This is a genomic window from Acidocella sp., assembly GCF_035535915.1.
GTDB lineage: Bacteria > Pseudomonadota > Alphaproteobacteria > Acetobacterales > Acetobacteraceae > Acidocella.
The window spans coordinates 47,822-59,952 of record NZ_DATLPB010000068.1; the positions used below are offsets into that span (position 1 = coordinate 47,822).

Genomic DNA, 12,131 nt, shown 5'->3' on the forward strand with positions numbered 1-12,131 from the left:
CTCCTGATTCATGCGATGTCGTACCCTACGAAGGGTTGAGAGCGCGCGATATTCGGTTCGTTGCTAAGGGATTCTACGTAGCCCGGTCATGAATGCGCGGGCCTGCCGGCGGCGCGGTCGCCGGACGGGCGGAGTGCGTCCCGGATGCTGTCGAACAGCGACCCGTCGAGCGCCGGATTCTCGATGACGCGATGCACGTGCGCTTTGGCGGCGCGGTGGCGGAACGTCTCGCTGGCATAGTCGGTCATGACCACAACCGGCAGCGAATGTCCGCGCGCCCTGAGGCCGGACATGACGTGGAAGCAGTTCACCGCGGGTGGGCGATGGCCCAGGACCAGGCAGCCGGCTTCCGTCAGGCTGGAATCCTGAAGCAGGCCGGTGACGGTGCTGAAGGTGCGCACCCGGATCTCGCTCTGTTCGAGCGCGAATTTCAGGGATTCGCGCACGGCGAGGTCAAGGTCCAGGATCAGAACGAGATTTTGCCCGTCATCCACTTTGTTATGGTCCACCATGCCGCCGTGATTTTGCGATACGATGAACTGTTATAAGTGGTTTCCGGGATGGTCGATTTGATTTGCCGCAAGCTGCGGCGCCAGGGCGGAGAGAGACGGGAAGGCGCCTTTTGTCGGCTTGGGCCGTGCTGGCTTAAGCGCCCCCGGCCCAGCGCCAACAAAAGTTTATGGCGCCGGTTTTTTTCAAAAAAAGCGGCAGCTTTCTTCGCCTAGCTTGCAGAAAGGATGCCCGTGGCCAACGCCATGCGGACCAGCTCCGAGAGGCTGCTCGCGCCCATTTTCGTCATGACATTGGCGCGATGCACTTCCACGGTCCGGGGGCTGAGTTTCAGATCGTTGGCAATGCTCTTGTTCGGCAGGCCGGCGACCAGGCCCTGCAAGACCTCGCGCTCGCGGGGGGAGAGCGTTTCCAGCCGGATGCGCGCCATTTGCGTGCCGCGATCGCGCTGCGCGGTCGCCTCGGATTCCGCGAGGGCCTCGCGGATCGCGGCCAGCAAGGCCTCGTCGTCGAAGGGCTTTTCGATGAAGTCCGCAACCCCGGCCTTCATCGCCTCCACGGCCATGCGGATATCGGCGTGGCCGGTCATGATGATCATGGGCAAGGAAACACGCAATTCGCGCAGGCGGCGGCGCAGCTGCAGCCCGTCCATTTCCGGCATGCGCATATCGCTGACGATGCAGCCCGGCTGCAGGCTGTCGAGGGAGTCGAGAAAGACCAGCGCGGATTCATAGGCGCGCACCGCGTGCCCGGCGGCGGTGAGCGAGAAAATCAGCGAGTGGCGCACGCCGTCATCGTCATCGATCAGGTGAATCACGGCGTCAGACATGGGGATTGTCCTCATCTGAACCGGCATTCAGCGTAAAGCTGAACACGGTGCCGCCGCCTTGGTTGGGCTCGGCCCAGAGCCGGCCGCCATGGGCCTCGATGATGGTCCGCGAGATCGACAGGCCCAAGCCCATGCCGTGCGTCTTGGTGGTGATGAAAGGCTGGAATAATTGCGCGGCGATGCTCTCGCTGATGCCGGTGCCGGTATCGGCCACGCTGACCTCGACCATGCCGGCGTCGCAGGCGCGCGTTTGGATCAGCAGGTCGCGGCGCTCCATCCCCTGGGTCGCTTCTACGGCGTTGCGGATCAGGTTGAGCAGCACCTGTTGCACCTGGATCTTATCGACGTACACGGTGACGGCCGCCGGATCCAGCGCATAGGACACGCGCATGCCGGCCTCCTTGATGCCGACCAAGGCCAGGGCGCTGGCCTCTTCGATGAGCTTCGGCAGGTTCTGGTAATCCTGCTCGCTCTCGCCGCGGGAGACGAAATTGCGCAGGCGGCGGATGATCTGGCCGGCGCGCAAGGCCTGTTCGCCGGCGCGCTCCATCGCTTCGCGTGCCAGCTTCAGCATGTCCGGGCGGGTCGTTTCCAGCAGCCGGCGCCCGCCATTGAGGTAATTGGCGATCGCCGAAAGCGGCTGGTTGAGCTCATGCGCCAGGGTCGAGGCCATTTCCCCCAGCGCCGTGTAGCGGGACATATGGATGAGCTCGCTTTGCAGTTCCTGCAAGCGCTGCTGCGTCTGCTGCCGCTCCGTGAGGTCGCGGACGAAGCCGATGAACATTTGCCGTTGCGCGCTGCCGGCCTCGCCCACCGTCAATTCCATGGGAAAGGTCGTGCCATCGCGGCGCTGGCCTACCACCACCCGGCCGATGCCGATGATCCGGCGTTCGCCCGTGGCGCGATAGCGAGAAAGATAGGAATCATGCTGCTCACGATAGGGCGGCGGCATGAGCATGCTGACATTCCGCCCGATCACCTCGGCGGCCGCGTAACCGAACAGCCGTTCGGCGGTGAGGCTGAAAGACTGGATGACGCCTTGGGGGTCGATGATGATCATCGCGTCGGGCACGGTCTCCAGCACGGAGCGCAGATGCGCCTCGCGCTCTTGCAATTCGAGCTGGGCACGCTTGGCCGCGGTCACGTCGCGGACGATTTTCGTGGCGCCGGCGAGCTTGCCGTAACGATCCCTGAACGGCGAAATGGTGACGGAGATGTCGATGATCCGCCCGTCCTTGCAGCGGCGCTGCGTCTCGAAATGGTCGATTTTCTCGCCGCGCTGCAGCCGCGCCAGAAGCAGGTCCTCCTCATCGAGCCGGTCGGAGGGCAGCAGGATGGTGATCGGCCTGCCGGCCACTTCGGCGGCCGTGTAGCCGAAAATGCGTTCGGCCCCGGCGTTCCAGTCGATGATGATGCCTTCGAGCGATTTGGAAATGATGCCGTCGTCGGAGGCGGTTACGATCGCGGCCAGGCGGCTGACCGCCTCATCGTGTGGGTCAAAGATTGGTTCGGTCTCCTGGCTGGTCATGGCGGCCTGCCCCCCGCGTGCCGGTGGAATATAGCCAAAGCCGGGTCGGTCCCGCAACGGGGGCGACCTGCTTTCAGCGTCCGGCGGAATGCCGGTTTTGCGCCGAGCCTGACCCGATGTTACCGTCGAGACGGCTCAGCGCAACGATGTTCTAACCAGGCGTGTGCGTTTGGCCGGGCTGGCGCCGGTTGCAGGCATGTGCCGTAATGGTTGGGCTTGCGACAAGAACGAGATGGTAATGTCTTTATGAAGAAAATGTGGCGAATGCTGGCGTTTTTGGCTGTGGCGGGGTGTTCGACGACGGCGCGGGCGCCGCACGATTCATCGCTCTCCGCGACAGATCTCGCGGCGCTGACAGCGTCTTATCAGTTGATCGCTTTCGACTTGCGCGAATGCACGCTGGTGCGGCGGCAAAATCCGGGGACGGCGGTGCGCAACGTCGCGGCGCAGATCTGCGTGGATGCGCAACATTATAGGCCGATTCTGGAAGGGTTGGCGGCGCGGCATGATGTTGCCTTGCCGAACACGCTGAATGCCGCTCTGGAGGCGCAGTATGTGGCTCTGTCATACCGCCCGATGCCCAACTTCGCGGTGAATTATTTGAACGATCAGATCGCGAGCCACGAACGGGCTTTGGCGGTATTTCGTCATACCGCCCGCACGAGTACGGACGCCGACATCAGAGCGCTTTATCAGAACGCAATTCCGGTGGTCCGGAAGAACCTTGCCAGCCTGCGCCAAGCCCTTGCCGTGACCCCGGGGTAACGGGGCACCGCATTTGCGCGGGTTGGTTGTTCTGGCTCGAGCGCGCACGCGGGAAAATATATGTGCCATGGCCGCCTTGTTTCGCTTCAGGCTGGTTTGACCTCGATCTTCTTGGTCGTCTCTTTTGCTGCCGCGGTTTTGGGCAGAATAATCGTGAGAACACCCTTGGCGACCTCCGCCTTGATTTGCGTCTGGTCCACATTTTCGGGGAGGAAGAAGCTGCGTTCGAACGTGCCGTAGGAGCGCTCGACCAAATGGTAGTTCTTGCCTTCGGTTTTGGTTTCGCTCCGCTTTTCGCCGCGAATCACCAGGTTGGCGCCGTCGATCGAGACGCCGACATCTTTTTCCGTCAGGCCAGGCAGTTCCGCGGTGATCGTATATTGGCGGTCATCTTCCGCGACATCCACCAAAGGCGCCGCGGCGGCCGACCAGTTGCCGGGCGGGGTGGTATGGCGCCTCAAGATCGGAAAGGACCAGGGCGCGATGGTGAAGCGATCGAACAACCGGTCGAATTCGTCACGAAATGAACGCCAGAGATCGGGTGTGGCCGGTGGTGGCGACGCGGTCTGTTGCGGATCTTGTTGTTCCATCGGTTCACTCCTTTCAGGTGGCGCCAGGGCGTGGGAGCAGCTGAAGGTTGCGGTACTCGGGAAAGCGCGTATCGGAGCGCGCTTGACGATCATATCGGCGAGCGTTGCGCGGCATCAGGGCCAGGGCGTTTTGCTCCGAACCCATATCACGCCGCGGATGGCAACGAATATTATTTTCCGTGGCCTTCGTCGTAAAAATAGGGGATAGGCCGCTTTTTTCCAATTAAAATCGCTGCGTCGGGCTCTTTGCTACTTTGGGTCGGCTGCGCCGAAAGCCGCACGACCCAAAGTCAAAAGAATCTTGCGGCCTTGTGGCCGCAAGACAGGCCTAGTTGGTCAGGCCGCCATCGATGATGTGAATCGCCCCGGTTGTGAAAGTGGATTCGTCGCTCGCCAGATAGGTGGCGAGGGCGGCGATTTCGGCCGCGGTGCCAAGCCGCCCCAAGGGCTGACGGGCGACGAAGGCGGCGCGCACATCCGTTTCATCGCGGCCGGCCGTGACCTGCGCCGCGATGCGCTGCTGCAATGAGGGGGTTTCCACCGTGCCGGGGCAGATGGCGTTACAGCGTATGCCGGTGGCGACGTAATCGGCGGCCACGGATTTGGTGAGACCGATCACCGCCGCCTTGCTCGCGCCATAGGCGCAGCGTGCGGGCAGGCCACGGATGCTCGAGGCGACGGAGGCGATGTTGATAATCGAGCCGCGCTTCTGGCTCAGCATGCCGGGCAGAAAGGTCCGGATCATGCGGAACATCGCCGTGACATTGAGGTTGAAGGAAAAATCCCAGGCGGAATCTTCGCATTCCAGAACCGTTCCGTGATGCACATAGCCGGCGGCGTTGAGCAGCACGTCGATGGTGCCGAGTTTTGCCGCCAGGGCCTGGATTTCCGCCGGTTTCGTGACGTCGAGATGGCGAACCTCGCAGCCGGCCAGGCCTGCGAGCTTGGCGTCGTCGATATCGGTGGCGATCACCTGCGCGCCCTCGCGCGCGAACATTTCGGCGCAGGCGCGGCCGATGCCTTGGGCCGCGGCGGTGATGAGAATCTTTCGACCCACGAGACGGTTGGACATGTTCTCTTCCTTTTTTCGTCGTTATTTTTCGTCGTTATGGCTGGGGCAGCGTGGCGCCGCCGATCTGCGCGTAGAGGCGGGCGACCGAGGCATCGTCGTCCCGCCCCAGGCCGATGGCGGCGGTGGCGAGGAACATCTGCAGCGCGCTCGCCGCCACCGGCACGGGGAAACGCGCGCTGCGCGCCATGTCCTGGATGATGCCGAGATCCTTGACGAAGATTTCCACCGCGCTGTGCGGGGTGTAATCGCCGGCCAGCACATGCGGCATGCGGTTCTCGAACATCCAGGAATTGCCGGCCGAGGCGGTGATGACCTCGTAGACTTTTTGCAAATCGAGCTGCTGGCGCGCGGCGAAGGCCATCGCTTCGCTGGCGGCGGCGATGTGCACGCCGGCGAGCAGCTGGTTGATCATTTTGAAGGCGGCGCCGGTGCCGGGCTCGTCGCCGAGCTCGTAGAGTTTCGCGGCCATCGCGGTGAGCGCCGGGCGGGCCTTGGCGAAAGCCGCCGGCGCGCCGGCGGCGAGAATGGTGAGCTGCCCCTCCGCCGCGCGCGCGGCGCCGCCGCTGATCGGCGCATCGAGATAGAGCCGCCCCGTCGCCTGCAGCCGGGCCGCCAGGCTTCTGGCATGGTCCGGCGACATGGTGGCGGCGGAGATGAACACGCCGGTGGGCGACATGGCCTGCGCCACGCCGCCGGCGCCGAACAGAAGCTCTTCCGTCTGGGCGGCGTTGACGACGACGGAGACGACGATTTCAGCGCCTTGCGCCGCTTCGGAAGCGGTCTCGGCGACCTTGCCGCCCGCCTGCGCAAAGCGCGCCAGGCTGGCCGCGGCGACGTCGAACCCGGTGACGGCGAGGCCGGCCTTTTGTAACGACAATGCCATGCCGAAGCCCATGGAGCCCAGCCCGATGAGGGCGACCGGCAATGCGGGATTGCCTGCTTGCATGCGTTTCTCTCCTGATTGGCGTATCTGTGCCGCCTTGTTTGATCCGGACAAACGCAGCGATAGCCGGTTTTTCCGGATGACGCCACAGATCGCGGCCGGGCTAACGACGTGTCACGATTGCCGACGTACGGGACGAAGCGGAACGAGACGATACGAAATACGCGAAATGTCTCTTGACGGATCATGAACCGCAGATGAATTTGGCGTTGTCATCCCCTTCGCAGAACCCGTGAAAGTCTTCGCCATTCGCTGTTTCGCCTTCGTGCCCACAGACACGATGATAACGCCGCTGGGGCCTGCCGCCTTCTTGCGCGGCACGATGGTGCCTGCCCGGATAACGGGGACCGTCGCCGAAGAGGCGCCGAGCCATGAATGATACGCCGGATGCGACGCTGACGCACAAGGGCGCGGTGTCGTATCCGGCGCCGGGAGACCTCATCTCGCATATCGGCGCGCTGAAGCTGTGGGAGGCGGTGGTCGACATTCAGACCCGCACCTCCGATGTCGAACAATATTTTCTCGCCGATCCGGCGATGCCGGGTTGCGTCATCCTGTCCCAGGACCGCGTGTTCGGGGTGCTGTCGCGGAAGAATTTCAACGCGGCGATCAGCCGTCCGTTCGGTCGCGAAGTGTTCATGAAGCGGCCGGTCGGCGAGTTGATGAAAATCATCGATGTCGAGCCGCTGATCCTGGATGAAAGCACCACCATCGCTCACGCGCTGCGCCTGGCCATGGCGCGCTCGGGCGAGCAATGTTTCGAGCCCTTGCTGGTCCAGCGGTCGGATTCCTGCGGGCTGATCGATGTGAACATGCTGCTCACGGCACAGGCCAACCTGCTCGAGCAGGCGTTGCATGCCAAGGATGAGTTGCTGGACGAGGTGGAGCGGTCCGCCAACGCGTTGCGCCAGACGGTGGCCGAACAGGAGCGGCTGGCCAAGGAACTCTCGCAGGCCAAGGAAATTGCCCAGCACGAGGCGACGCATGATTCCCTGACCGGCCTGCCCAACCGCAAAATGTTTCTCGAGCGCCTGGAAGTGGCGCTCGACCTCAGCAAGCAGGATCCGCTCAAGGATTGCGCGGTGCTGTTCATCGATCTCGACCGTTTCAAGATCGTCAATGACAGTCTCGGCCATCTGGCCGGCAACGCGCTGCTGCAGGAGGTGGCGAAGCGGCTGAATCAGATGGTGCGCAAGCGCCCTGCCGTGTTGCTGCAGCCCGGCCAGGAGTCGCGCCACGCCGACACCATCGCCCGCTTGTCGGGCGACGAATTCACCGTGCTGCTGACGGAGAAAATCTCCAGCGCCGCGGCCATGGCCTTTGCGGGGCGGCTGCAAACGGCGCTGACCAAGCCGTTCCAGCTCGGCACGGAATCGGTGGTCATCAGCGCCAGCATCGGCATCGTGCCGTCGCTGGTCGGCTATGACGACACCGAGTCGATCCTGCGCGACGCCGACATTGCGATGTACCGCGCGAAGTTCAACGGCAAGGCCTGCGCGGTGACGTTCGAGGCGGATATGCGGGTCCAGGTGGCGACCCGGCTGCACATCGAGAATCATTTGCGCGAGGCGCTCGGCAAGCAGGAATTCGAGCTGCATTATCAGCCGATCGTGGCGCTGCGGACCGGCAATGCCAGCGGCGCTGAGGCGCTGGTGCGCTGGCGCCGGCCCGAAGGGCTCATGGCGCCGGGCGCCTTCATCGAGATCGCGGAAGAGACCGGCCTGATCATCCCGCTCGGCAACTGGGTGTTTCGGGAAGCCTGCGAGACGGCCAAGCTCTGGCATGCGGCGTCGCCCGACCGGCCGGCGGTAACGATGAGCATCAATCTCTCGCCGGTGCAGTTCGGCCATCCCGAACTCGCCGAGACGCTCGAGGAGCTGGTGCTGCTGTCCGGCGTTGACGCCGGCGCCATCACGATCGAGATCACGGAACGCTCGACGATGGCCGATCCGGACCGCGCGCTGGCCGTGCTGAAGCAGCTGAAGGCCATGGGGTTCCGCCTGGCGATCGATGATTTCGGCACCGGCTATTCCTCGCTCAGCTATCTGCACCGCTTCCCGATCGATATCCTGAAGATCGACCGCTCGTTCATTTCCAATCTCGGCGGCCCGGGCGGCGGCGAAAAAATCGTCGTCGCCATTCTCGCGCTGGCGGACAGCCTGGACATTACGGTCGTCGCCGAGGGGGTGGAGACGGAAGCGCAGGCGCTCAATCTGCGCGAACTCGGCTGCCAGTACGCGCAGGGCTATCTCTTTGCCAAGCCGTTGCCTCTCGACGCGATGTGGCAGTTCATGGAGCGTCCGGTCGAGGCGCTGATCTAGGAATAGGAAGCGCTACTTTTTGTGAACAAAAAGTAGCAAAAAAACTTTGTTATGCTGGGCCATGGGCGATGTCGGCGACAACGCCCATAGCCCAGCATAGCAAAAGTTTTTGCGCCGCTTTTTTCAAAAAGCGGCTGCTTTCTTCACCCAAGCTCCAACGGCTCCGGCACATAATGTTCCGGGTCGATGACCATGTTGCGCGGATCGGGCGGCTTTGGCCGCGCGCCGCCGGTGCGGCGCCATTGCTGCATCCGCCAGATATAGGCCAGCACCTCGGCGCAGGCGCGGTACAGCGCCACCGGCACATGCTCGTCGGGTTCGACATGGCGGTACACGGCGCGGGCCAGAGGCGGCGCCTCGACGATCGGCACGCCATGCTCGCGCGCCACGCGGATAATGTCCTCCGCCATCAACCCCATGCCTTTGGCCAGCAGCAGCGGCGAGCGGTCCGAGCCGCGGCGGTAGCGGATCGCCACCGCGAAATGGGTCGGGTTGGTGATCACCACGGAGGCTTCCGGCACCCGCTTCATTTGCCGCGAGCGCGCCATGCGCCGCGCGAGTTGGCGCTGGCGCCGCTTCACGTGCGGGTTGCCGACTGTATCCTTCATCTCATTGCGGATTTCGTCGTCGCTCATGCGCAATTTGTTGCGGTGCAGCCAATATTGCAGCCCGACATCCGCGGCGGCCAGGACGGTGATGGCGACGCAGATGCCGCCCAGAACCTGCAGGCAGAGCCCGAACAGCAGGCCGCCGCTCGGTCCGTGCATGGCGCTCAGCGCCATGAAATCCGGCGCGCGCAGATAGATCATCGAGGCGCCGACGCCACCGATGACGAGGAATTTGACGATCGCCTTCAGTGTTTCCGTGAAATGGCTGAGCGAAAAGATCTGGCCGAGGCCGGACGCCGGATTCAGTTTCGACAGGTTCGGCATCAAGGGCTCGATGCTGAAAATCCAGCCGCCTGAGAACATGCTGGCGCCGAGGCTCAGCGCGCCGACCAGCAACAGCAGCGGGGCGAGCAAGGCGATGGCGTCGCGGGCCCATTGCATGGCGGGGCCGAGGCTGCTGCTGGCCGCCAAGGACAGGCTCTCGGCGATAATGTCTTCGAAACGCGAGCCCAGGCCGGCGGCGGCGCCGATGACCAGCGTGGTGAACATCACGATCGCCGCCGCTTTTGGCAGGTCCGCGGAGCGCTGCACCTGGCCCTTTTCGGCGGCCTGGCGCAGCCGCCGTTCGGTTGGCGCGTGGCGTTTATCCTGGCCGTCGCCCTCAGCCATGGGGCATCATCGCCGCCACGCTCTGCATGGCGCGGTCCATGAGATGGTGGAAATCCTGGTCGAGGAAGACGATGGAGCCGGTGAACATCCACAGCCCGACAATGATCAGCAGCGGAAACCCGATGGTGAGCAGGTTCATCTGCGGCGCGAAAACCGTGGTGAGGCCGACGGTGAGATTGATGGTGAACGTAACCGCCAGCACTGGCATGGCCAGCCATACGGCGGACGTGATCGCCGTTTCGCCGAGCAGGGTGAGCTGGGTCCAGGCGGTCAGCCCGCCGGTGCCAATGCCGGCCTGGAAAGAATGGGCGATCGCGGCGAACACGAAAATCGGGCCGCCCGCGGCGATATAGGCCATCAGCCCGGCCCAGAACATCAGATTATAGACAACCGGCGTGGACTCGTTGGAACCGGGGAATGCGAGGTCGGCGAAGCCGAGCCCGATCGACAGGCTCGTCAGTTCGCCGGCGCTGGCGACAATGCTGACGATGATCTGCATGACGAGACCGATCGCCGAGCCGTAGGCGATCTGGATCAACCCAGCGAAGACCGCGCTGATGGGATCGCTGGGGAAAGGCGGCAGATCGGGCAGCCACGCCGCCAGGGCGGCGGCATAGGCGGCGGCGATCACCGCCTTGACGGGGGCCGGGATCGAGCTCGACCCGTAGAGCGGCTCGGTGAGAAACAGGCCGGTGATCCGCAGGAACGGCCAGAGAAAATGCCCCAACCAGGCCAGGATTTGCGCTTCGGTCAGGACCATGAGCGATGCACGAATTCGCCGGCATGGCTGATCCATGACGTCGCCAGCATTTCGATGAGATGCAAGGCGCTGATGCCGCCAAGCAGCGGCAGGAAGGTCATGATGAGGATTTTCGGCAGCAGGCTGAACCCGGGCTCTTCGATTTGCAAAGCGGCCTGCACGATTGCCGTCAGCAGGCCCACAGCCAGCAGCAGCGCGATAATCGGCACGACGGCGATGAGTTCTTCCGTGAGGGCCTGATGCAGGAGCTGGATGTAAAACGGCATGGCGCGCGCGACCTAGAGCTGCGCGGGAAAGTTAAGGTAAAGGCTACTTTTTGTGAACAAAAAGTAGCAAAAAAACTTTGTCATGCTGGGCCATGGGCTGTGACGGGGACAACGCCCAGGGCCCGGCATACCAGAAGTTTTTGCGCCGCTTTTTTCCAAAAGCGGCCGCTTTGGCTTGGCTCGCATCACGAGCCGGGCGCGAGGAAACTGTTCGCGAGCGAGCCGAGCACCAGCGACCAGCCATGGATGGAGACGAACAGCAGCAGCTTGATCGGCAGCGAGATCAGCGTCGGCGATACCATGATCATGCCGAGCGACATCAGCACGGAGGCGACCGCGAGATCGACGAGCACGAAGGGCACGTAGATCAGGAAGCTGATCTGGAAGGCGGTTTCCAGCTCCGAAGTGGCGAAGGCCGGCACCAGCACGGTGAGGGGAACATCCTGCGCCGTGGCGTAATGGCCGCCGCTGAGATCGACGAACAGATGCAGCGCGTCCTTGCGCGTCTGCGACAGCATGAAGTTCTGGATCGGCGGTTCGGCGCGCTGCACCGCGGTTTCAAAGGTGATCTGGCCGTTAAGATAAGGCTGCAGGGCGTTATCCTGCTCCTGCTGCAGCACGCCGCGCATCACGAACACGGTCAGCGCCAACGCCAGCGCCGCGAGAATCATGTTCGGCGGCGTGGTGGTGAGGCCGAGCGCCTGGCGCAGCACCGAGAGCACGATGATGATGCGGGTGAACGCGGTCATCAGCAGCACGATCCCCGGAAGGAAGGCGAGGCCGGTGATGATCAGCAGTGTTTGCAGGTTCAGGGAGTAGGCCGAACCGCCTTGCGCCGGGGTGGCGCTGAGCAGCGTCAGCCCGTCGACCGGCGCCGCCTGGGCGAGGCCGGCGGTGAACAAAACGGCCGCCAGGGCCAGAACCGCGGCGAGCAGGATTTTCATGCGTCGGGGGCTGGGAGTTTGGCGGTTTCAAGCGCGTCGGCGAAGGCCGGCGCCGGGGCGCCATGCAGCGCGCCGATCGGGGTGATGCCCTGGCGGCCGGAGCTGACCAGGAAGCGCTGGCCGTCGGCTTCGACGATCATCAGCGCCGCGCCCGGGCCGACCGGCCGGGTCGCCACAATGGTGATGGCGCCTGCTCCGGCGCGCGGGCCCCAGCTGCCATTGCGGAAACGCCGGGCCACATAGGCCACGACCACCAGCGCGCCGAGAATGATGGCCAACGGCGCGAGGGTGGAAAGGATCGCCGAGGCGCCGAACGTACTGGACAT

The 12,131-nt window shown here is 63.8% G+C and carries 12 protein-coding genes and 2 pseudogenes; 3 read left to right on the forward strand and 11 right to left on the reverse strand.

The genetic code is table 11. The features are described from left to right. Positions 1–86 precede the first annotated feature (86 nt). From VNC39_RS08325 to VNC39_RS08335, 3 genes are all read right to left on the reverse strand, one after another. The gene (locus VNC39_RS08325) at positions 87–512 is read right to left on the reverse strand and encodes a response regulator (RefSeq protein ID WP_325398069.1); all 426 of its coding nucleotides are present in this window, start codon (positions 510–512) and stop codon (positions 87–89) included. Between the two features lie 209 nt (positions 513–721). Next, a complete protein-coding gene (gene fixJ / locus VNC39_RS08330) occupies positions 722–1,339 on the reverse strand; it encodes a response regulator FixJ (protein WP_325398071.1) in 618 nt (205 codons plus the stop codon). Then, positions 1,332–2,867 (reverse strand): PAS domain-containing sensor histidine kinase, encoded by a 1,536-nt coding sequence (locus VNC39_RS08335; protein WP_325398073.1) that lies wholly within the window; start codon positions 2,865–2,867, stop codon positions 1,332–1,334. Before VNC39_RS08335 ends, fixJ begins: the two co-directional genes overlap by 8 nt. A gap of 264 nt (positions 2,868–3,131) precedes the next feature. Between VNC39_RS08335 and VNC39_RS08340 the strand changes: the two genes are divergently transcribed. After that, positions 3,132–3,632, forward strand: a complete 501-nt coding sequence (locus VNC39_RS08340) for a DUF4142 domain-containing protein (RefSeq protein ID WP_325398075.1) — start codon at positions 3,132–3,134, stop codon at positions 3,630–3,632. Between the two features lie 86 nt (positions 3,633–3,718). Here VNC39_RS08340 and VNC39_RS08345 read toward each other — a convergent pair whose 3' ends face one another. The 3 genes from VNC39_RS08345 to ltnD all read right to left on the reverse strand — a co-directional run bounded on the left by VNC39_RS08345 (position 3,719) and on the right by ltnD (position 6,240). Then, on the reverse strand, positions 3,719–4,222 hold the full coding sequence (locus VNC39_RS08345) for an Hsp20/alpha crystallin family protein (protein ID WP_325398077.1): 504 nt from the start codon (positions 4,220–4,222) through the stop codon (positions 3,719–3,721). Positions 4,223–4,550: 328 nt separating this feature from the next. Further along, positions 4,551–5,294 (reverse strand): SDR family oxidoreductase, encoded by a 744-nt coding sequence (locus VNC39_RS08350; protein ID WP_325398079.1) that lies wholly within the window; start codon positions 5,292–5,294, stop codon positions 4,551–4,553. Between the two features lie 34 nt (positions 5,295–5,328). Continuing rightward, on the reverse strand, positions 5,329–6,240 hold the full coding sequence (gene ltnD / locus VNC39_RS08355; RefSeq protein WP_325398081.1) for an L-threonate dehydrogenase: 912 nt from the start codon (positions 6,238–6,240) through the stop codon (positions 5,329–5,331). 809 nt (positions 6,241–7,049) lie between these two features. On the opposite strand from ltnD, the pseudogene VNC39_RS17440 reads away from it, so the two are divergent. Both VNC39_RS17440 and VNC39_RS17445 read left to right on the forward strand, forming a co-directional pair. Next, positions 7,050–7,721, forward strand: a pseudogene (locus VNC39_RS17440) (diguanylate cyclase domain-containing protein); the annotation flags it as partial. Positions 7,722–7,802: 81 nt separating this feature from the next. Then, a pseudogene (locus VNC39_RS17445) lies at positions 7,803–8,558 on the forward strand (putative bifunctional diguanylate cyclase/phosphodiesterase); the annotation flags it as partial. A 143-nt stretch (positions 8,559–8,701) separates the two neighbouring features. Here VNC39_RS17445 and VNC39_RS08365 read toward each other — a convergent pair. The 5 genes from VNC39_RS08365 to VNC39_RS08385 form a co-directional block, all read right to left on the reverse strand. Further along, positions 8,702–9,835 carry an EscU/YscU/HrcU family type III secretion system export apparatus switch protein gene (locus tag VNC39_RS08365; protein WP_325398085.1) on the reverse strand — a complete coding sequence of 378 codons (1,134 nt, stop codon included), beginning with the start codon at positions 9,833–9,835 and terminating at the stop codon, positions 8,702–8,704. Next, positions 9,828–10,595 (reverse strand): flagellar biosynthetic protein FliR, encoded by a 768-nt coding sequence (locus VNC39_RS08370; RefSeq protein ID WP_325398087.1) that lies wholly within the window; start codon positions 10,593–10,595, stop codon positions 9,828–9,830. Before VNC39_RS08370 ends, VNC39_RS08365 begins: the two co-directional genes overlap by 8 nt. Beyond that, positions 10,586–10,861 carry a flagellar biosynthetic protein FliQ gene (locus VNC39_RS08375; protein WP_325398089.1) on the reverse strand — a complete coding sequence of 92 codons (276 nt, stop codon included), beginning with the start codon at positions 10,859–10,861 and terminating at the stop codon, positions 10,586–10,588. Before VNC39_RS08375 ends, VNC39_RS08370 begins: the two co-directional genes overlap by 10 nt. Positions 10,862–11,046: 185 nt before the next feature. Continuing rightward, positions 11,047–11,805: a flagellar type III secretion system pore protein FliP gene (gene fliP / locus VNC39_RS08380; protein WP_325398091.1), complete on the reverse strand. Its 759-nt coding sequence runs from the start codon at positions 11,803–11,805 to the stop codon at positions 11,047–11,049. Continuing rightward, complete coding sequence (locus tag VNC39_RS08385) at positions 11,802–12,131, reverse strand: FliO/MopB family protein (protein WP_325398093.1); 330 nt, start codon at positions 12,129–12,131, stop codon at positions 11,802–11,804. The genes fliP and VNC39_RS08385 overlap by 4 nt, the downstream gene beginning before the upstream one ends.